General features: G+C 73.2%; 20 protein-coding genes. 14 read left to right on the top strand and 6 right to left on the bottom strand.

The features are described from left to right. The first annotated feature begins 188 nt into the window (after nt 1–188). The 5 genes from argC (at nt 189) to C593_RS0119235 (ending at nt 5076) form a co-directional block, all read left to right on the top strand. Complete coding sequence (argC, locus tag C593_RS0119255; protein ID WP_026277844.1) at nt 189–1217, top strand: N-acetyl-gamma-glutamyl-phosphate reductase; 1029 nt, start codon at nt 189–191, stop codon at nt 1215–1217. Beyond that, a complete protein-coding gene (gene argJ, locus C593_RS0119250; protein WP_018848939.1) occupies nt 1214–2365 on the top strand; it encodes a bifunctional glutamate N-acetyltransferase/amino-acid acetyltransferase ArgJ in 1152 nt (383 codons plus the stop codon). The genes argC and argJ overlap by 4 nt, the downstream gene beginning before the upstream one ends. Beyond that, nucleotides 2362–3267 carry an acetylglutamate kinase gene (gene argB, locus C593_RS0119245; RefSeq protein ID WP_018848938.1) on the top strand — a complete coding sequence of 302 codons (906 nt, stop codon included), beginning with the start codon at nt 2362–2364 and terminating at the stop codon, nt 3265–3267. The genes argJ and argB overlap by 4 nt, the downstream gene beginning before the upstream one ends. Nucleotides 3268–3344: 77 nt before the next feature. Then, complete coding sequence (locus C593_RS0119240; RefSeq protein WP_026277843.1) at nt 3345–4532, top strand: acetylornithine transaminase; 1188 nt, start codon at nt 3345–3347, stop codon at nt 4530–4532. A 7-nt stretch (nt 4533–4539) separates the two neighbouring features. Beyond that, the gene (locus C593_RS0119235) at nt 4540–5076 is read left to right on the top strand and encodes an arginine repressor (RefSeq protein ID WP_018848936.1); all 537 of its coding nucleotides are present in this window, start codon (nt 4540–4542) and stop codon (nt 5074–5076) included. Nucleotides 5077–5169: 93 nt separating this feature from the next. Here C593_RS0119235 and C593_RS0119230 read toward each other — a convergent pair whose 3' ends face one another. Both C593_RS0119230 and C593_RS30000 read right to left on the bottom strand, forming a co-directional pair. After that, the gene (locus C593_RS0119230) at nt 5170–5757 is read right to left on the bottom strand and encodes a pyridoxamine 5'-phosphate oxidase family protein (RefSeq protein ID WP_018848935.1); all 588 of its coding nucleotides are present in this window, start codon (nt 5755–5757) and stop codon (nt 5170–5172) included. Nucleotides 5758–5764: 7 nt separating this feature from the next. Then, the gene (locus C593_RS30000; RefSeq protein WP_018848934.1) at nt 5765–7222 is read right to left on the bottom strand and encodes a hypothetical protein; all 1458 of its coding nucleotides are present in this window, start codon (nt 7220–7222) and stop codon (nt 5765–5767) included. Between the two features lie 212 nt (nt 7223–7434). Between C593_RS30000 and C593_RS0119220 the strand changes: the two genes are divergently transcribed. Continuing rightward, a complete protein-coding gene (locus tag C593_RS0119220; protein ID WP_018848933.1) occupies nt 7435–8628 on the top strand; it encodes an argininosuccinate synthase in 1194 nt (397 codons plus the stop codon). 142 nt (nt 8629–8770) lie between these two features. Next, nucleotides 8771–10198, top strand: coding sequence for an argininosuccinate lyase (gene argH, locus C593_RS0119215; RefSeq protein WP_018848932.1), 1428 nt, complete (start codon nt 8771–8773; stop codon nt 10196–10198). A 156-nt stretch (nt 10199–10354) separates the two neighbouring features. On the opposite strand, the gene C593_RS0119210 is transcribed toward argH, so the two are convergent. After that, nucleotides 10355–10864, bottom strand: a complete 510-nt coding sequence (locus C593_RS0119210) for an HAD domain-containing protein (protein ID WP_018848931.1) — start codon at nt 10862–10864, stop codon at nt 10355–10357. Nucleotides 10865–11227: 363 nt separating this feature from the next. Between C593_RS0119210 and C593_RS0119205 the strand changes: the two genes are divergently transcribed. Then, entirely contained in the window at nt 11228–11779 is a 552-nt protein-coding gene (locus tag C593_RS0119205) for a TetR/AcrR family transcriptional regulator (protein WP_026277842.1), read from the top strand. After that, complete coding sequence (locus tag C593_RS0119200) at nt 11776–13317, top strand: MFS transporter (protein ID WP_018848929.1); 1542 nt, start codon at nt 11776–11778, stop codon at nt 13315–13317. The genes C593_RS0119205 and C593_RS0119200 overlap by 4 nt, the downstream gene beginning before the upstream one ends. A gap of 85 nt (nt 13318–13402) precedes the next feature. On the opposite strand, the gene C593_RS0119195 is transcribed toward C593_RS0119200, so the two are convergent. Further along, nucleotides 13403–14074, bottom strand: coding sequence for a lysophospholipid acyltransferase family protein (locus C593_RS0119195; RefSeq protein WP_026277841.1), 672 nt, complete (start codon nt 14072–14074; stop codon nt 13403–13405). Between the two features lie 242 nt (nt 14075–14316). On the opposite strand from C593_RS0119195, the gene C593_RS0119190 reads away from it, so the two are divergent. From C593_RS0119190 to C593_RS0119180, 3 genes are all read left to right on the top strand, one after another. Then, a complete protein-coding gene (locus tag C593_RS0119190) occupies nt 14317–15498 on the top strand; it encodes a glycerophosphodiester phosphodiesterase (protein ID WP_018848927.1) in 1182 nt (393 codons plus the stop codon). Between the two features lie 248 nt (nt 15499–15746). Then, nucleotides 15747–16310, top strand: a complete 564-nt coding sequence (locus C593_RS0119185) for a sigma-70 family RNA polymerase sigma factor (RefSeq protein ID WP_018848926.1) — start codon at nt 15747–15749, stop codon at nt 16308–16310. A 37-nt stretch (nt 16311–16347) separates the two neighbouring features. Beyond that, the gene (locus C593_RS0119180) at nt 16348–16848 is read left to right on the top strand and encodes a GNAT family N-acetyltransferase (RefSeq protein WP_018848925.1); all 501 of its coding nucleotides are present in this window, start codon (nt 16348–16350) and stop codon (nt 16846–16848) included. 25 nt (nt 16849–16873) lie between these two features. On the opposite strand, the gene C593_RS29995 is transcribed toward C593_RS0119180, so the two are convergent. Beyond that, on the bottom strand, nt 16874–17221 hold the full coding sequence (locus tag C593_RS29995; RefSeq protein WP_486591159.1) for a hypothetical protein: 348 nt from the start codon (nt 17219–17221) through the stop codon (nt 16874–16876). Between the two features lie 194 nt (nt 17222–17415). Beyond that, on the bottom strand, nt 17416–17775 hold the full coding sequence (locus C593_RS0119170; protein ID WP_018848923.1) for a hypothetical protein: 360 nt from the start codon (nt 17773–17775) through the stop codon (nt 17416–17418). Nucleotides 17776–18438: 663 nt separating this feature from the next. Between C593_RS0119170 and C593_RS0119165 the strand changes: the two genes are divergently transcribed. Both C593_RS0119165 and C593_RS0119160 read left to right on the top strand, forming a co-directional pair. Then, complete coding sequence (locus C593_RS0119165; protein ID WP_018848922.1) at nt 18439–19527, top strand: ATP-binding cassette domain-containing protein; 1089 nt, start codon at nt 18439–18441, stop codon at nt 19525–19527. Continuing rightward, on the top strand, nt 19524–20195 hold the full coding sequence (locus C593_RS0119160) for a methionine ABC transporter permease (protein WP_018848921.1): 672 nt from the start codon (nt 19524–19526) through the stop codon (nt 20193–20195). Before C593_RS0119165 ends, C593_RS0119160 begins: the two co-directional genes overlap by 4 nt. The last annotated feature ends 87 nt before the right edge of the window (nt 20196–20282 follow it).

The following is a 20282-nucleotide window of genomic DNA, read 5'->3' as shown; positions in this document are numbered from 1 at the left end:
GCGGTTCAGGCCGACCGACCGTCAGCGTCCTGCCAGTCAGCCCGCCAACGACAACGCACAGATCCGCCAACTCACACGCCCACTCGCCAACTGAAGCGCTCAGCCACAGTCCCCCGCTTCCGCCCCTGGAACTTATTGCATAAAACTGCGTTGATGCGTATAGTCATGCCATCGACGAGGAGGGTCCGATGGCAGTACGAGCGGCAGTCGCCGGAGCGAGCGGATACGCGGGCGGGGAAGTGCTCCGTCTGCTCCTCGCCCACCCCGGCGTGGAGATCGGCGCCCTCACCGGCAACAGCAACGCCGGCCAGGCGCTCGGGGCGCTCCAGCCGCAGCTGCCGGCGCTGGCCGGGCGGGTGCTGGAGGAGACCACGACCGAGGCGCTGGCGGGGCACGACGTGGTCTTCCTGGCGCTGCCGCACGGCCGGTCCGCCGCCGTCGCCGAGCAGCTCGGCGAGAAGGTGCTCGTGATCGACATGGGCGCCGACTTCCGGCTGAGGGACGCCGCCGACTGGGAGGCGTTCTACGGCTCCCCGCACGCCGGGACCTGGCCCTACGGCCTCCCCGAACTGCCGGGCGCCCGCGCCGAGCTGGAGGGGTCCAGGCGTATCGCGGTGCCCGGCTGCTACCCCACCGCCGTCTCGCTCGCCCTGTTCCCCGCGTACGCGGCGGGCCTGGTCGAGCCGGAGGCCGTGATCACCGCGGCCTCCGGCACCTCCGGGGCCGGCAAGGCGCCCAAGGCGCACCTGCTCGGCTCCGAGGTCATGGGCTCCATGACCCCCTACGGCGTCGGCGGCGGGCACCGGCACACCCCCGAGATGATCCAGAACCTGAGCGCGGTCGCGGGGGAGCGGGTCACCGTCTCCTTCACCCCGACCCTCGCGCCCATGCCCCGTGGCATCCTCGCCACCTGCTCCGCGAAGGCGAAGCCGGGCGTCGGCGCAGAGGAGGTGCGCGCGGCCTACGAGAAGGCGTACGCGGACGAGGAGTTCGTCCGGCTTCTGCCCGTGGGGCAGTGGCCCGCGACCGCCTCCGTGTACGGGTCGAACGCCGCGCAGGTCCAGGTCGCCCTGGACCCGGCCGCGGGCCGCCTCATCGCGATCAGCGCGATCGACAACCTCACCAAGGGCACCGCCGGCGGCGCGGTGCAGAGCATGAACATCGCCCTCGGACTTCCCGAGAGCACCGGACTTTCCACGATGGGAGTGGCCCCGTGAGCGTGACAGCGGCACAGGGATTCACGGCGGCGGGCATCGCCGCGGGAATCAAGGCGAACGGCAACCCGGACCTGGCCCTCGTGGTCAACAACGGTCCCCGCCGCGCGGCCGCGGGCGTCTTCACCTCCAACCGCGTCAAGGCCGCCCCCGTCCTGTGGTCCCAGCAGGTCCTGGCGGACGGCGAGCTGACCGCCGTCGTCCTCAACTCCGGTGGCGCCAACGCCTGTACCGGGCCGAAGGGCTTCCAGGACACCCACGCCACCGCCGAGAAGGCGGCCGAGGTGCTGGGCACCGGCGCGGGCGAGATCGCCGTCGCCTCCACCGGGCTGATCGGCGTCATGCTCCCCATGGACAAGCTCCTGTCCGGCGTCGAGCAGGCCGCGGCGCAGCTCTCCGAGCACGGCGGCGAGAAGGCCGCCATCGCCATCAAGACCACCGACACCGTGCACAAGACCGCCGTGGCGCGGGGCGACGGCTGGTGCGTCGGCGGCATGGCCAAGGGCGCGGGCATGCTCGCCCCCGGCCTCGCCACCATGCTCGTCGTCCTCACCACCGACGCCGACGCCGACGCGGCCACCCTCGACAAGGCCCTGCGGGACGCCACCCGGCTCACCTTCGACCGGGTCGACTCGGACGGCTGCATGTCCACGAACGACACCGTGCTGCTCCTCGCCTCCGGCGCCAGCGGAAAGGCCCCGGGTTACGCGGAGTTCGCCGACGCCGTGCGCGCGGTCTGCGAGGACCTCGCCCGCCAGCTCATCGGTGACGCCGAGGGCGCCTCCAAGGACATCCGGATCGAGGTCGTCAATGCGGCCACCGAGGAGGACGCGGTCGAGGTCGGCCGCTCCATCGCCCGGAACAACCTCCTCAAGTGCGCCATCCACGGCGAGGACCCCAACTGGGGCCGGGTCCTCTCCGCGATCGGCACCACCTCCGCCGCCTTCGAGCCCGACCGGCTGAACGTCGCCATCAACGGCGTGTGGGTGTGCCGCAACGGCTCGGTCGGCGAGGACCGGGACCTGGTCGACATGCGCTACCGGGAGGTCACCGTCACCGCCGACCTGGCCGCGGGCGAGGAGTCCGCCGTCATCTGGGCCAACGACCTCACCGCCGACTACGTCCACGAGAACAGCGCGTACAGCTCATGACCGGCGCCACGCGGAAGCACACCGCCCTCCCGAAGGCGCAGATCCTCATCGAGGCGCTGCCCTGGCTGACCCGCCACCACGGCAAGACCGTCGTCATCAAGTTCGGCGGCAACGCCATGGTCGACGAGGAGCTGAAGGCGGCCTTCGCCCAGGACGTCGTCTTCCTGCGCCACGCCGGCCTCAAGCCCGTCGTGGTGCACGGCGGCGGGCCGCAGATCTCCGCCGCCCTCGACCGGCACGGCCTGGTCAGCGAGTTCCGGGCCGGGCTGCGGGTCACCACCCCCGAGGCCATGGACGTGGTCCGGATGGTCCTCGCCGGGCAGGTCCAGCGCGAACTCGTCGGGCTGCTCAACCAGCACGGCCCGCTCGCCGTCGGCCTCACCGGCGAGGACGCCCGCACCATCACCGCCACCCGCCACCAGCCGCGCATCGACGGCGAACTGGTCGACATCGGCCGGGTCGGCGAGATCACCGCGATCGACACCGGCGCCGTGGAGGCGCTGCTCGCCGACGGCCGCATCCCGGTCGTCTCCTCGATCGCACGCTCCCAGGACGACGGACATGTCTACAACGTCAATGCCGATACGGCGGCCGCGGCACTCGCTGCTGCGCTGGGCGCCGAAACGCTGATGGTCCTCACCGACGTCGAGGGCCTCTACGAGGACTGGCCGAACAGCGACGAGGTCATCAGCCGTCTCACCGCCACCGAGCTGGAGAAGCTGCTGCCCGAGCTGTCCAGCGGCATGGTCCCCAAGATGGAGGGCTGCCTGCACGCCGTCCGCAACGGCGTCACCACCGCCCGCGTCATCGACGGGCGGGTCCAGCACTCCATCCTGCTGGAGATCTTCACCGACGAGGGCATCGGCACGATGGTCGTGCCCGACGGACAGGGGGAACCGTGAGCCAGGACCCGAATCCGCACCCGCACCCGAATCCGCAGCAGCCCGCCCCGCAGCCCGCGCCCACGGCGTCGGCCGCGGTGTCGCTGACCGGGCGGTGGCAGGGCGTGATGGCCGACAACTACGGCACCCCCGGCCTCGCCCTGGTGCGCGGCGAGGGCGCCCACGTCTGGGACGAGGACGGCACCCGCTACACCGACTTCGTCGGCGGGATCGCCGTCAACGCCCTCGGCCACGCCCACCCGGCGGTGGTCGAGGCCGTGTCCCGGCAGATCTCCTCCCTCGGGCACGTCTCCAACCTCTACGCCGCCGAGCCGCCGGTCGCCCTCGCCGAGCGTCTGATCCAGCTCTTCGGCCGCCCCGGGCGCGTCTACTTCTCCAACTCGGGCGCGGAGGCCAACGAGGCCGCGTTCAAGCTCGGCCGGCTGACCGGCCGCCCGCACATGGTCGCCACCACCGGCGGCTTCCACGGCCGGACCATGGGCGCCCTCGCGCTGACCGGCCAGCCGGGGAAGCGGGAGCCCTTCCTGCCGCTGCCCGGGGACGTCACGCACGTCCCGTACGGGGACGCGGAGGCGCTGCGCGCCGCGGTCACCGAGGAGACCGCCCTCGTGGTGATCGAGCCGATCCAGGGGGAGAACGGCGTCGTCGTGCCGCCCCGGGGCTATCTGGAGGCCGCCCGGGAGATCACCCGGGCCACCGGCACCCTGCTGGTGCTGGACGAGGTGCAGACCGGCATCGGCCGGACCGGCCACTGGTTCGAGTACCAGGCCCACCAGGGCGTGGAGCCGGACGTGGTGACCCTGGCCAAGGGCCTCGGCGGCGGGCTTCCCATCGGCGCGACCGTCGTCTTCGGCCCGGCGGCGGACCTGCTGCGGCCCGGCCACCACGGCTCCACCTTCGGCGGGAACCCGGTCTCCTGCGCGGCCGGCCTCGCGGTCCTCGACACCCTCGCCGCCGACGGGCTGCTGGACCAGGTCAAGCGCCTCGGCGAGAAGCTGCGCGACGGGATCGAGGCACTCGGGCACCCGCTGGTCTCCCATGTCCGTGGCAGCGGCCTGCTGCTGGGTATCGTGCTCACCGGGCCGCACGCACCACGGGTGCAGCAGGCGGCCCGGGAGGCCGGTTTCCTGGTGAACGCCCCCGCCCCCGAGGTCGTGCGGCTGATGCCGCCGCTGATCATCGGTGACGCGGAGGCGGACGCGTTCCTCGGGGCGCTGCCCGGCATCCTCGACGCCAGCGACGGTGAAGGACGAGCCGAAGAGTGAGACGACGATGACCGAGGGCCAGGAAACCGAGCACGCCGGGCCCGCCGTCCCGCAGACCCGTACGGCCCGCCACCGCCGGATCGTGGACATCCTCAACCGGCAGCCGGTGCGCTCCCAGAGCCAGTTGGCGAAGCTCCTCGCGGACAACGGGCTGAGCGTCACGCAGGCGACGCTCTCCCGCGACCTTGACGAGCTGGGCGCGGTGAAGATCCGCAACACCGGCGGCGAGCTGATCTACGCGGTGCCCAGCGAGGGCGGCTTCCGCACCCCGCAGGCCCCGCTGGGGGAGTCCGCCAAGGAGGAGCGGATGCGCAGGCTCTCCGGCGAACTCCTCATCTCCGCGGAGGCGTCGGCGAACCTGGTGGTGCTGCGGACCCCGCCGGGCGCGGCCCAGTTCCTGGCCTCGGCCATCGACCAGGCCGAACTTCACGACGTGCTGGGCACGATCGCGGGGGACGACACCCTGATGCTGATCAGCCGCGACCCGGCGGGCGGGCAGGCCCTCGCGGACCACATGCTGCGGCTGGCCCAGAACGACCGCTGAACCGCCCCTGAGCCGCTGTCACGGAGCGGGCCCGGGACGCCGACTGCGGCGTCCCGGGCCCGCTCCGTGACGTTCCCGCGCCACCGGGCCGTCTCAGGCCGTGCGGGGCGGCAGGGGCAGGGGGAGCGCCGGAAGGCCGTCCAGGCTCACCCCGACGTGCTCCTTCTTCTCGCAGTACGCGGCGAACTCCTCGTCCGACTTCCGCGCGAAGTGCTCGGCGTGCTGGGTGCGTTCCTCCCGGTAGTCCAGGAACGGGACCGCGAAGCCGCACGAGTCGCTGACCCGGACCGCGCGCACCACGACGATCGCGCGCGCCGACGGGCCGTCGACGCCGGTGAACCGGGCGATCCACTCGGACCAGCGCGGGTCGTCCCGGAAGATCGCCTCCCCGCGGCCGTGCACCCGGAGGATCTTCGGCGGCCCGGAGAAGGCACACCACATCAGCGTGATCCGGCCATTGCCGGGCTCGCGCAGATGGGCGACGGTCTCGGCACTGCTGCCGCCGAAGTCCAGGTAGGCCAGGGTCGCCTCGTCCACGACCACCAGCGTCCCGGCCCGCCCCTTCGGCGAGACGTTGACATGCCCGTCACCGGTCAGCGGCGCGGTGCCGGTGAAGAACACCGGCTGCTCCTCGATGAAGTCACGGATCCGGCCCTCGATACGTTCGTACGTTTTCCCCATGCTCGGATTATCCGGCCGCCGGGTGGGCGCTGGTCCGGGGCAGCCCCATGCGGTCGCGCATCAGGGACATGACGTAGTCGCTGAACAGATGGGTGGTACGGCGCACCAGCGCGTCCACCTCGGGTGACCGGCGCGGCACCACGTCCAGCCAGCGCCGCCCCTGCACGGCGGCCTCGCCGCAGCGGCGCAGCCGCGTGTCCGGGTCGTCGAGCACGGCCACGGCCGCCCGCAGCTCGCAGAGCCCGCCGTGCGCCCGCAGCAACCGGAAGGCGGCGCGGCGCAGGGGCGCGGGCCGGTCCGGGGCGAGCCGGCCCAGCAGGTGCTCCCCGGGCAGCACGCCCGCGTACGGCAGCAGGGCGCGGACCGCCTCCCGCGCGACGCCCGGCCCGGTGTCGTCCAGCAGCGGCAGGACGTCCGCCACCCGCACGGACTCCAGCAGCCGCAGCCCCGCGACGGCCCGGGCGCGGACCGCCGCGTCCGGGTGGGCGAGCAGTGCCCGCAGCAGCGGGGCGTCCTCGCGCCGCCCGCACTCGGCGAGACCGACCAGCGCCCACGGGTGGGCTGCGGGGTCCGCGCAGAGCGCGAGGGTGCGGGCGCGGGCGTCCCCGCCGCCCTGCGCGACCACCCAGCGGGCGCAGGCCCGCACCAGCCCCGACCGGTCCGCGAGGTACCCCCCGGCCTCCCCGGCCCGCCCCGCCCGGCGCAGGGCCGTCACTCCCGCGGACCGCACGGCGGGCACCCGCCCACCGAGCATCAGATCCACGGCTCCGGCGTGCACCGCATCCGGGGCCGCCCCGCCCGGCCCGTCCGCCTTCGCCAGCCCCGCCAGTGCCCCGTCCGCGAAGAGGCCGGCTGTCGTCGGGTCGGGTTCCGTCGAGGCGAGGCGGGCCAGTTCGAGGGGCGTGGGCAGGCCGGAGGCGGTGAGGACGCGGGCCGCCAGGCGGCGGGTCGCGGCGTAGCGTTCCGGGCCCAGCAGCCGGTACGCGGCGGCCGGCGACGCGGTGAGCGCCGAGACGACCAGATCGCGCGCCCAGGCGCCCTCCCGCCGCCGCGCCAGCCGCAGGACCAGCGGGGTCAGCAGACGCAGGGCGCGCCCCGGCTCGGTGCGCAGCAGCTCCGCGACCAGCGCCCGGGCCCGGGCGCGGACGGGCTCCGCCCAGTCCGTGCAGCGGACGACCGCGAGCGGCCAGAAGGCCGCCGTGCGCGGCCCGTCCGCCAGCGCCGCCTCCCGCACCCGCCCGTCCGGATGGCACAGCGCCGTCTCGGGCGCGGCGCGCAGCCGCGCCCGCGCCTCCACGGCGGTGGCGCCGTACGTGTGCCTGCCGTACGCCCGGACCCCTGCGTCGAAGGCGGTCCAGCAGTCCGGCGCCGCGGGGTCGAGCACCGCCTGTGCCGGTTCACCCGCGAGAAGCCGCTCAAGCGCGGCGTCGCCCGCTGCCGCGTCCCACCGCACCGGCCCCGGCACCGGTATCGCTCCCGGCCTTGTTCCCGTCGTCCGTGCCACCCGCCCGGCGTGCCTGTGTCCCACGGGCTTCCCCCTCCGCTCCTGGTCGGCGTCCGAGGGACGTTACGCCCCGCCGTGCCACGCTGACCAGCGAGTTTCCCCGGCGATTGACAAAACATACGGTCCAGCGCATAGTTATACCCATCAGCGTTTGCACCGTAAGGAGAAACCCCGTGACCGAGCGCGTCGTACTCGCCTACTCGGGCGGCCTGGACACCTCCGTCGCCATCGGCTGGATCGCCGAGGAGACGGGCGCCGAGGTCATCGCCGTTGCCGTGGACGTCGGCCAGGGCGGCGAGGACCTGGACGTCATCCGCAAGCGCGCGCTCGCCTGCGGTGCCGTGGAGGCCGAGGTCGCCGACGCCAGGGACGAGTTCGCCGAGGAGTACTGCCTCCCCGCGATCAAGGCCAACGCCCTCTACATGGACCGCTACCCGCTGGTCTCCGCCCTCTCCCGGCCGGCGATCGTCAAGCACCTGGTGGCCGCCGCCAAGAAGCACGGCGCCACCACGGTCGCCCACGGCTGCACCGGCAAGGGCAACGACCAGGTCCGCTTCGAGGCCGGCATCGTCGCGCTCGCGCCCGAGCTCACCTGCATCGCCCCCGTCCGGGACTACGCGATGACCCGGGACAAGGCCATCGCCTTCTGCGAGGCCAAGCAGCTCCCCATCGCCACCACCAAGAAGTCCCCGTACTCGATCGACCAGAACGTCTTCGGGCGGGCCGTCGAGACCGGCTTCCTGGAGGACATCTGGAACGGCCCGATCGAGGACATCTACGAGTACACCTCGAACCCGGCCGAGCAGCGGGAGGCCGACGAGGTCGTCATCACCTTCAAGGCCGGCGTCCCGGTCGCGATCGACGGCAAGCCCGTCACCGTCCTGCAGGCCATCCAGCAGCTCAACGAGCGCGCCGGCGCCCAGGGCGTCGGCCGGATCGACATGGTCGAGGACCGGCTCGTGGGCATCAAGTCCCGTGAGGTCTACGAGGCCCCCGGCGCCATCGCGCTGATCACCGCCCACCAGGAGCTGGAGAACGTCACCGTCGAGCGGGAGCTCGCCCGGTACAAGCGGCAGGTCGAGCAGCGCTGGGGCGAGCTGGTCTACGACGGCCTGTGGTTCTCCCCCCTCAAGCGGGCGCTGGACGGCTTCATCGACGAGGCCAGCGAGCACGTCTCCGGCGACATCCGGATGACCCTGCACGGCGGCAGGGCCGTCGTCACCGGCCGGCGCTCCGAGGAGTCGCTGTACGACTTCAACCTGGCCACCTACGACTCGGGCGACACCTTCGACCAGTCCAAGGCCCAGGGCTTCATCGAGATCTTCGGCCTCTCCCAGAAGATCGCCGCCAAGCGGGACCTCGCGTAGCGGCGGCACCGCCCGCGTAACCCCACCCCGCCGTCACGGCGTTGTACCCACCGACCGCCTCCCCGCACCACCGGCACCGCGCGGGGAGGCGGTCGCACACCCGAACCGTTCCACCCCCCGAGCGTTCCAAGGAGCAAGAGCTGTGAGCAGCAACAACGGTGACGTCCGGCTCTGGGGCGGCCGCTTCGCCGACGGCCCCGCCGAGGCGCTGGCGAAGCTGTCCGCGTCGGTCCACTTCGACTGGCGGCTCGCGCCGTACGACATCGCCGGCTCCCGCGCCCACGCCCGCGTCCTCGCCGGGGCGGGACTGCTCACCGAGGACGAGCTGACCCGCATGCTCGACGGGCTCGACCGGCTGGAGGCGGACGTCGCCGACGGCTCGTTCACCGGCACCATCGCCGACGAGGACGTGCACACCGCCCTGGAACGCGGCCTGCTGGAGCGGCTCGGCCCCGACCTCGGCGGCAAGCTGCGCGCCGGCCGGTCCCGGAACGACCAGGTCGCCACGCTCTTCCGGATGTACCTGCGCGACCACGCCCGGATCATCGGCGGTCTGATCGCCGACCTCCAGGACGCGCTGGTGGGCCTGGCCGAGGCGCACCCCGACACGGCCATGCCGGGCCGCACCCACCTCCAGCACGCCCAGCCGGTGCTCTTCGCCCACCATGTCCTCGCCCATGTCCAGGCCCTGTCCCGGGACGCCGAGCGACTGCGGCAGTGGGACACCCGGACCGCCGTCTCCCCGTACGGCTCCGGCGCCCTCGCCGGCTCCTCCCTCGGGCTGGACCCGGAGGCCGTCGCCAAGGACCTCGGCTTCGAGCGCGGCTCGGCGGGCAACTCGATCGACGGCACGGCCTCCCGGGACTTCGTCGCCGAGTTCGCCTTCGTCACCGCGATGATCGGCGTCAACCTCTCCCGGATCGCGGAGGAGGTCATCATCTGGAACACGAAGGAGTTCTCCTTCGTCACCCTGCACGACGCCTTCTCCACCGGGTCGTCGATCATGCCCCAGAAGAAGAACCCGGACATCGCGGAGCTGGCGCGCGGCAAGTCCGGCCGCCTGATCGGCAACCTCACCGGGCTGCTCGCCACGCTGAAGGCGCTGCCGCTCGCCTACAACCGCGACCTCCAGGAGGACAAGGAGCCCGTCTTCGACTCCTGCGACACGCTGGAGGTCCTGCTCCCCGCCTTCACCGGCATGCTGGCCACCCTCACCGTCCACCGGGAGCGGATGGAGGAACTGGCCCCCGCCGGCTTCTCCCTGGCCACCGACATCGCCGAGTGGCTCGTCAAGCAGGGCGTGCCGTTCCGCGTCGCCCACGAGGTCGCGGGCGAGTGCGTCCAGGAGTGCGAGGCGCGGGGGATCGAGCTGGACCAGCTCACCGACGAGCAGTTCGCCAAGATCTCCCCCCACCTGACCCCGGACGTCCGCACGGTCCTCGACGTCCCCGGCGCCCTCGCCTCCCGCGACGGCCGGGGCGGCACGGCCCCCTCGGCGGTCGCCGCGCAGCTCCGCGAGGTCAAGGCGGATCTGGTGATACAGCACGCGTGGGCCGGCGCCAAGGGCTGACCGGACAACCGCCCGCGGGCGACGGCGCGGCGGCGGACCCCGGTGGTCCGCCGCCGCGCCGTCGCCGTGCCGCCGTGCGGGGCCCGGCGGCCCGGGGCGCGTCAGCCCTGCTCCACCGCCCGGAAGGTGGCAGCGGTGCTCCGCCGCCCGGCCGCGTCAGCGCTGCTGTGCCGCCCAGTCGGCCAGCCGGTCGAAGTCCGGCCGGAGCAGACCGACCCGGGGGTCGATCGTCATCAGCAGCGCGGGCGCCAGGTGGTGCCGCTCCACGTACTCGTGGTCGTCGCGGGTGATGTCGTCGTCGAACCACGCGAACGGGCGCCTCGCCGCGTACTGAAGGATGTACTGCGTCTTCCAGCAGGTCCCGGCCGGGGCGCGCCCGTGCATCTGCGGCCAGTCCACGAAGGGCAGTTCCGGCAGGCCGAGCACCGGCCCGACCCAGGTGTTCGCCTCCCCCTTCCACGTCGTCGCCCACACCAGCTCGTAGTCCGCGGCGAGTTCCAGGAGCTCCTTGCCGTGCGCGGGATTGAGCCAGACGCGCAGGGGCCTGCCGTCCGACCACCCGGCGGGCCGCATCCGGTGCGTGCCGTACCCCTCCGGGCGGCGCTCCTGCTTCGCCGCGTACGGGTTGAGCGGGCCGTCGATGTCGATCAGCAGCAGTGGTTTCACAGTGGTCCCCCTGGGACTTCGGTGGTGGTGGAGGCTCCCGGGTCCGCCCGGCGGGCGGCAGGTTGCGCTCACGGGCCCGCCGGGCGGGTACGGGGCGGCGGCGGGCGGGCGCGATCGGCGCGGCACGGAGAGTGTGAGGGCGCGATCGGCGCGGCACGGAGAGTGCGAGGGCGGGACCGGCGCGGCGCGGAGGGTGCGATCGGCACGGCGCGGCGCAGAGATCGCGACGGCGTGCACGCGCACGCGGGCGAGGGAGCCGGGCCCATTCTGCATGACGCCCGGGCGCACCGCACCGGGTTTCCGGGCGGGGACGCCCACCTGCGGAATGAGACATCAATGTCTCACATGGGTTAGTGTTGTCCCATGGCTATGGATCGTGAACAGGTGCTGCGCGCCGCCGCCGCCCTGCTGTCCCGGAAAGCGACCGCCACCATGGACGAGGTCGCCCGGGCCGCGGGCATCGGACGCGCCACCCTGCACCGCCACTTCGCCGGGCGGGACGCCCTGGTCCGCGCCCTCGAAGCGCTGGGCATCCAGGAGTTCGAGGCCGCCCTCGAACGCGCCCGCCTCGACGAGGGCAGCGCCACCGAGGCGCTGCGCAGACTGATCGCGGAGGCCCAGCCCGCCGCCGACCTGCTCGCCTTCCTCTACACCGAGAACCAGCTCTTCGAGGGCGACAGGATGAACGAGGGCTGGGCGCGCCTCGACGCCCGGGTGGCGGACTTCTTCCGCGCCGGACAGGAGCGGGGCGAGTTCCGTATCGACCTCAGCCCCGCCTGGCTCACGGAGGCGCTCTACGGGCTGGTGGGCGCGGGCGCCTGGGCCGTGATGGACGGCCGGGTGGCCAAGAACGACTTTCCCTACATGGTCGCCGAGCTGATCCTCGGCGGAGCACGACGGAGCGTGGAGACATGAGCAGCACCCTCAGGCCCGGCCCCGAGGCGGAGACCCTGTACCGCCCCGGCCGCTGGCTGGCGCTGTCGGTCCTGGTCCTGGCGGTCCTCCTGGTGGCGGTCGACGCGACCGTCCTGGGCCTCGCCACCCCCTTCCTCAGCGAGGACCTGGCGCCCACCGGCAACCAGCTGCTGTGGATCGGCGACGTCTACTCCTTCGTCATCGCCGGACTCCTGGTCTCCATGGGCAGCCTCGGCGACCGCATCGGACGCAAAAAGCTCCTGCTGACCGGCGCGGTCGCGTTCGGCGCGGTCTCCGTGCTCAACGCGTACGCCACCACGCCCGAGATGATGATCGTGGCCCGGGCCCTGCTCGGTGTCGCCGGTGCGACGCTGATGCCCTCCACCCTGGCGCTGATCCGGAACATCTTCCACGACCCGCGCGAGCGCAGCATCGCCATCGGCATCTGGGGCGCCATGGCCTCCGCCGGCGCGGCGGTCGGCCCGGTGGTCGGCGGCTTCCTGCTGGAACACTTCTGGTGGGGGTCGGTCTTCCTGATCAACCTGCCCGTGATGGCGGTCCTGGTGGTCGTCGGCGCCAAGCTCCTCCCGGAGTCCAGGAACCCGGCGCCCGGCCCCTGGGACGTGCCCAGCGTCGCCCTCTCCCTGGTCGGCATGTTCGGCGTGGTGTACGCGATCAAGGAGGCGGCGAGTCACGGCATCGGCCTCGTCCCCGGCGCCGCCGCGCTGATCGGCCTCCTCGCGCTGTACGGATTCGTCCGCCGCCAGCTCGTGCTGCCGGCGCCCCTGCTCGATATGCGGCTGTTCCGGCACCGGGGCTTCTCCGGCGCCGTCCTGGCCGACCTGCTGACCATCTTCGGACTCTCCGGGCTGGTGTTCTTCCTCTCCCAGTTCCTGCAACTGGTGCAGGGCCGGGAGCCGTTCGAGGCGGGCCTCGCCGAACTCCCGGCGGCGGTCGGCGCGGTGGCCACCGGTCTGGTCGCGGGCTTCGTCGCCCGGCGCTTCTCGGTGCGGTCCGTGGTGGCGGGAGGCCTCGCGGCGGTCGGCCTCGCTCTCGCCGTGCTCACCGTCATCGGCCAGTCGACCGGCTATCCGCTGCTCGGCGCGGCACTGCTGGTGGTCGGCGCCGGCGCGGGCTTCTCGTTCACCGTCACCGCCGACGTGATCCTCTCCAGCGTCCCCAAGGAGCAGGCGGGTTCGGCCTCGGCGGTCTCGGAGACCGCGTACGAACTCGGCGCCGCGCTCGGCATCGCGCTGCTCGGCTCGGTGGTGACCGGCGTCTACCGGGGCTTCCCGGTGCCCGAGGGGGTGCCCGCGGGGGTCGGGGAGGCGGCCCACGAGTCGCTCGGCGGCGCCGTGGAGGCCGCCGGCTCGCTGCCCGCCGGGCAGGCGCAGGCCCTGGTCGGGGCGGCCCAGGAGGCGTTCACCGACGGGCTGCGGATAGCCGCGGGCGTCGGTGCGGCGGTCCTGCTGGCGACGGCCGTGGCGGCCTGGTTCCTGCTGAAGGGGCAGAAGCTCGCCGAGAACGTGGAGCACTGACGCCCGGGGACGCGGGGCCCCTGACGACACGGCGGCGGGTGCCGCGCCCGGAAGGGGCCGCACCCGTCGCCGTTCGCGTCGTCCGCTACGCGGCCTTCGCCTTGGTGGCGTACATGTCCACGTACTCCTGGCCCGACAGCCGCATGACCTCCGCCATCACCGAGTCGGTCACCGCCCGCAGGACGTAGCGGTCGCGGTCCATGCCCTCGTAGCGGGAGAACTCCATCGGCTCGCCGAAGCGGACCGTCACCCGGCCCGGCCGGGGCAGACCCGCGCCGCCGGGCTGGAGCTTGTCGGTGCCGATCATCGCGAACGGGACCACCGGCGCCCCCGTCATCAGCGTCAGCCGGGCGATCCCGGTACGCCCCCGGTACAGCCGGCCGTCGGGGGAGCGGGTGCCCTCCGGGTAGATGCCGAAGACCCGGCCCTCCTCCAGCACCCGGCGGCCGGTCATCAGGGCCGCGACCCCGCCGTTGGCGCCGTCGCGGTCGACGGGGATCATGCCGACGCCGGTGAAGAACCACGCCATGGCACGGCCCTTGAGGCCCTTTCCGGTGACGTACTCGTCCTTGCCGATGAAGTACACCGGCCGGTCGGTCACCAGCGGCAGCACCATCGAGTCGATGAAGGTGAGGTGGTTGCCCGCGAGGATCACCGGCCCGGTTCCCGGGATGTTCTCCGCGCCCTCCACCCGGGGCCGGAACATCAGGCGCAGGATCGGCCCGAGCACTGCCTTGATGAGCGTCAAGCGGGACAACGGGTCCTCCGTGTCGTGGGACGGGCCGGATGCGGGGCGCCGGTGCGGGCCGGCAGAAGTCCGTGCAGGTGAGGACGATACTCGCGGGTCACGGCAGAGCGCACATCGGGTTCACGGACCCGATACGCAGTGTTGACGTGTGTTTCTGTGCTGTTCGTCGTGGGTCTGCCGCGCGGAGGGCGGGCGCGCCTACCATCGGGCCTCGCTGACAGGGTGCGGGAGATCACAGGGAGGAACGTTTCATGACACAGGGCGCGAACAGCGGTCCGGCACGCCGTGCGCTGCTCGGAGCAGCCGTTCTCGGTACGGCGGCGGGAGCGGTCGGCGCGGGTGCGGGCGTCGCGCAGGCGGGTGAGACGGGTGGGACGGGTGAACGCCCGTCCGCCGACCGGGGCCGTCACGGCCGCGGCGGGTACCGGCACCTGCCCGTGCCCACGGTGATCGCGCACCGCGGCGCCAGCGGCTACCGGCCCGAGCACACCCTCGGCTCGTACCAGCTCGCCCTGGACATGGGCGCGCATGTGATCGAGCAGGACCTGGTGCCGACGAAGGACGGCCACCTCGTATGCCGTCACGAGAACGACATCACCGGCACCACGGACGTCGCCGACCGCCCGGAGTTCGCGGGCCGCCGGACCACCAAGTCGGTCGACGGGACCTCCTACACCGGCTGGTTCACCGAGGACTTCACCCTCGCCGAGCTGAAGACCCTGCGCGCCAAGGAGCGGATCCCCGCCGTCCGGCAGCGCAACACCCTCTACGACGGCCGCTGGAGCGTGCCCTCCTTCGAGGAGGTGCTGCGCTGGGCGGAGAAGGAGGGCCGCCGCCGGGGCCGCCCAGTGTGGCTGCATGTCGAGACCAAGCACCCCACCTACTTCCGCGGTCTCGGCCTCGGCCTGGAGGAGCCCCTCGCGAAGCTGCTGCGGCGCTACGGGCGGGACAAGCGTGACTCGCCCGTCTTCCTCCAGTCCTTCGAGCCGAGCAGTATGCGGCGGATGGCGCGGCTGGTGTCCTCCCCGCGGGTCGTGCTGCTGGGCGCGGCGCACACCCGGCCCTGGGACTTCGTCCGGGCCGGCGACCCCCGCACGGTCGCCGACCTGGTGAAGCCCGAAGGGCTGGACTGGATCGCCTCGTTCGCCCAGGGCGTCGGCCCCACCCTGGACCTGGTCATCCCCAAGGACGCGGCCGGGCGGCTGACGAAGCCGACCACCCTGGTGCGCGACGCGCACGCCCGCGGCCTGGTCCTGCACCCCTACACCCTCCGGAACGAGAACTCCTTCCTGCCCGCCGACTTCCGGCGCGGTACCGACCCGAACGCGTACGGGGACGTGTTCGGCGCGTACCGGACGTACTTCGCCACCGGGATCGACGGCATCTTCACCGACATGCCGGACACGGGACTGCTGGCGGCGGACGAGGTCTGAGGTCCCGGTCCCGGTCCGGTGCTCCCGTCCCAGCGGCCGCCCGGGGCCGGACCGGGACGGGATCACCGGCCCGGGCTCCGTGGCCACCGCACCCGTTCCGCCCGGCCGGAGGCGTCAATTACGTGCGTGTCACGCGGTTGACGCCCCCGGCCGGGCGCCGCAGGGCCCCCGGCCCGGCCCCGCACCCGTACGGGTGAGAGCCCGGCCCGGTGGAAACCACCGCACGGTCGCCGCACGTCAGGCGGGGCATGACCGTCGTACAGGAATCCGCCGCCCCGGGCGGCACGGGCGCAGTCGTCGGCGCCCTCGGCCCCCTCGTCGCGGCCGAGGCCATCGCGGAGGCCCCCGGCACCGCCGTCGAGGCGCGCGACCTCGAACAGGCCGTCTGGCTGCGCCTGCTGGAACGGCTCGACGGCAACGCCGGTCCGCCCGCCGACGCCGCCCGCTGGGTGCGCTCAGCGGTGCGCGCGGAGGCCCGCCGCGCCCGCCGCACCGCCGCCCGTGAACTGCCCTACCGTCATGAGCCGTCCGGCGACCCCGCCGTCGAGCACTTCGCCCCGCCGGAACGCGCCGCGCTCCACTCCGAGCGCCGCCGCTCCCTGCGCGCCGCCGTCGCCCGCACCCCCGGGCGCTGCCCCCGGCTGCTGATGGCGATGCTGGCGCCCGACGACCTCACCTACCGGGAAATCGCAGGGACGTTGGGTATCTCACAGGGGAGTCTGGGGCCGATGCGTTCCCGTTGCCTGGGATGTCTGCGCAGAATGCTCGCGGCAGAGGTTGCGGCTCCCGGGCATCGGGGAAGGGAGCGGTAGACAACCGGCGGATCAGGTGAGCGGGAGGCATGCGCACATGGGCATGAGCGTGACCATCTCAGCGGCGACCGAGCACGACGCGGAGCACATCCTCAAGCTCCAGTACCTGTGTTACCAGAGCGAGGCCGAGCTCTACGGCGACTACCGCATCGAACCCCTCACCCAGAGCCTCGCCGACCTGCGCGCCGAACTCACCGACGGCCACGCCCTGGTGGCCCGGCTGGGCGACGAGGTGGTGGCCTCCGTGCGCGGCCGGGTCGACGAGGACGGCACCGCCCGGATCGCCAAGCTGATCGTCCATCCCCGGATGCGGCGCCACGGTCTCGGCGGCCGCCTGCTGGACGCGATCGAGGCGCGGTTCGCGGCCGAGGAGCGCGCCGAGCGCTACCGCCTCTTCACCGGCCACCGCAGCGAGAGCAACCTCCGCCTCTACCGCAGCCGGGGCTACGCACCCGTCGCGACCGAACAGCGGGGCCCCCGGCTGACCCTGGTCACCCTGGAGAAGGAGGCCCCGGCCGCCGTCGTCGCCGGAGCCTGACCGGTCGGCGCCCGGCCGCCTGCTCTCAGGCGGCCGGCGCGGCCTTGCGCGCCCGGCGCAGCCAGAGCATCCCGGTGACCGGCAGCAGCACCGGGATGAACAGATAGCCCATGCCGTACTCCGACCACACGGTCGAGTCCGGGAAGGCCGAGGGGTCCACCACCGTCCAGGTCCCCACGATCAGCACGCCCGCCAGCTCGGCGGCGCAGCACACCAGCGCCGCCCGGCGGGCCGTCTCACCGCCGCGCACCAGGGTGTAGGTGATGAACGCGTACACCACGGCCGCGACCGCGGAGAGGACGTGCGCCAGGGGAGCGCTGCCGAAGTCGGTGAGGATCTGGTAGACGGACCGGCTCACCGCGCCGACCGACATCACGCCGTACAGCCAGACCAGCAACAGCCCCGGGCCGCCGACCAGCCGGGTGCGCCCGGGCGCGGAACCGGAACCGCCGGCGTCCGTGGTGCCGGCCGTGCCGGTGGTCTCCGTGTTCTCCGGGCTCCCCGTGTTCTCCGGGCTGCCCGTGCTCTCGGGGCTCTCCGTGCTCTCCGTGGTGCGCTCGGCCATGGTCAGCCTCCCCAGATGTCGTGGAGCCGCACTTCCAGCACGGCCAGGACCACCGCTCCCGCGGCCACGGTCGCCGAACCCCAGCGGGTGCGTTCGCCGAGCGACAGGAAGCCGGCCGCGGGCACCGCGAGGGCCGAGCCGATGAGGTACGCGAGGAAGATCGCCGTGCCCTCGTCGGCCTCCATGCCCCGTGCGAGCTGCACGATCCCGACGGCCAACTGGACGAGGGCGAGGAAGGACACCACGGCGATGCCGATGAAGTGCCAGTCCTTGGTGGGCTGATCGCGATACGCGGCGTGGCCGCACCACGCGGCGAGGGCGAGCGCGGTCACGGCCACCGCGATCGTCAGGGCGTCGAGCATGGCATCGAGCGTATTACGGCCCGGCCCCCACCCGGCCTCCGCCCCCCGCCCGGCCCCACCCCCGGCCCCACCCCGCCCCCCGGCTCCACGCGGCCTCCGCCCGGTCCCTCCGCCGGGCCCGGACCCGGCGCCGGGGCCGGATCCGCCGGGCCCGACGGCCGGTGGTCTTGACCACAGCCCACCGGCCGCGCCCATGGACCCGGACCCACCGGTTCCGCCCGTCTCCACGGCATCCGCGCAGGTGGCAGGCGGTGCGCCCGGCCCCGCCGGACCGCCTCGCGTCCACATGGCGCGACATTCTCGTCCGGAATGCGGACACCCGTGATGTGCTCGTCCGACCGTCTGCTTTACTTGCAGCCATGACCACGACGAGCAGCCGCACCCCTGCGACCGAGGCGATCACGACGCCCGGTGCTCGTTGTATGTGTCGAATGTGCGCCTTCTGAGGGTCCCCGCCAGTGCCTCGCGCCCCGAAGCGAGACCGACAGTCATGAGCTGAGTCCGACCCGCCCGCCGTCCCTCGGCGAGGCCCGGACCGAGAGCCTGCACCCCGCGCGCCCCCGGCCACCGGCCGAGCCCGTGTGCCCGCGGACGACTGTCCGAACCGAAACGCCCCGTGCCCGGCGGACACCGCGCCGCGCACTCGACAGTGACGGAAACCCTGTGATCACCACCAAGGGCCTGACCAAGGTCTACTCGTCGCGAGGCCGCGACGTCATCGCCCTCGACGGCGTCGACCTCCATGTCCGCGAGGGCGAGGTCTTCGGCGTCATCGGACAGAGCGGCGCCGGCAAGTCCTCGCTCATCCGCTGCGTGAACCTCCTGGAACGCCCCACCTCCGGCACCGTGACCGTCGCCGGGACGGACCTCACCGCCCTCGCCGGCCGCGGCCGGCGCGCCTCCCGCGAACTGCGCGCCGCGCGCACCCGTATCGGCATGGTCTTCCAGCACTTCAACCTGCTGTCCTCGCGTACCGTCCAGGACAACGTGGAACTGCCGCTGGAGATCCTCGGCGTGTCCGGCGCCGAGCGCTCCCGCAAGGCCCTCGAACTCCTCGACCTCGTCGGCCTCGCCGACAAGGCGCGCTCCTACCCCGGGCAGCTCTCCGGCGGCCAGAAGCAGCGCGTCGGCATCGCCCGCGCCCTCGCCGGGGACCCCAAGGTCCTCCTCTCCGACGAGGCGACCAGCGCCCTCGACCCCGAGACCACCCGCTCCATCCTCCAGCTCCTGCGCGACCTCAACCGCGAACTGGGCCTCACGGTCCTGCTGATCACGCACGAGATGGACGTGGTCAAGAGCGTCTGCGACTCCGCCGCCCTGATGCGCGGCGGGCGGATCGTCGAGTCCGGCACGGTCACCGGACTGCTCGCCACCCCCGGCTCCGAACTCGCCCGGGAACTCTTCCCCGTGGGCGGCGAGGCCAGCGGCACCGACCGGACCGTCCTCGACGTCACCTTCCACGGCGAGACGGCCACCCAGCCGGTGATCTCCCAGCTCTCCCGCACCTACAACATCGACATCTCCATCCTCGGCGCCGCCATGGACACCGTCGGCGGACGGCAGATCGGCCGGATGCGCATCGAACTGCCCGGCCGCTACGAGGAGAACGTCGTGCCCGTCGGCTTCCTGCGCGAACAGGGCCTCCAGGTCGAGGTGACCGACCCCGCGAACACCCCCGGCCCGTCCGCCGTTTCCGCCCCCGGCCCCGTCCCGGCCCAGGCCGGCACTCTGGTGAAGGAGATCGCGAAGTGACCTGGTCCGAGATGGAACCCCTGCTCACCCAGGGCACCCTCGACACCCTCTACATGGTCCTGTGGTCCACCCTCGCCACCGTGGCCGGCGGCCTGCCGCTCGGCGTGCTGCTCGTCCTCACGGACAAGGGCGGACTCCTCCAGAACACCCCGGTGAACAAGGTCGTCGGCGCGATCGTGAACGTCGGCCGCTCGCTGCCGTTCATCATCCTGCTGATCGCCCTGATCCCCTTCACCACCCTGGTCGTCGGCACCTTCATCGGCCCCACCGCCATGATCGTGCCGCTCGCCGTCGGCGCGATCCCGTTCTTCGCCCGGCTCGTCGAGACCGCGATCCGCGAGGTCGACCACGGCCTGGTCGAGGCGGTCCAGGCGATGGGCGGCTCCATTCCCACCATCGTCCGCAAGGTCCTGCTGCCCCAGGCACTGCCCTCCCTCATCTCCGGCGTCACCACCACCGTGATCGTGCTCATCGGCTACTCGGCGATGGCCGGCGCGGTCGGCGGCGAAGGGCTCGGCTCCAAGGCCGTCACGTACGGATTCCAGCGCTTCGAGACCCAGTTCATGCTGGTCACCGTCGCGATCCTGGTCGTCCTGGTGACCGCCGTCCAGCTGATCGGCGACGGCGCCGTGCGACTCCTCGCCCGCCGCGGACGCGCCGCCACCTGAGGCCGGAGCACCCCGGCCCGTTCCCACGGCTTTCCCTCCCACCGGCCCGCACTCCTTGTCCGGGCTTCGCACCACCACAAGAAAGAG

It is taken from the genome of Streptomyces sp. CNT372 (assembly GCF_000377145.1).
This window is presented reverse-complemented; position numbering and strand designations above follow the sequence as displayed.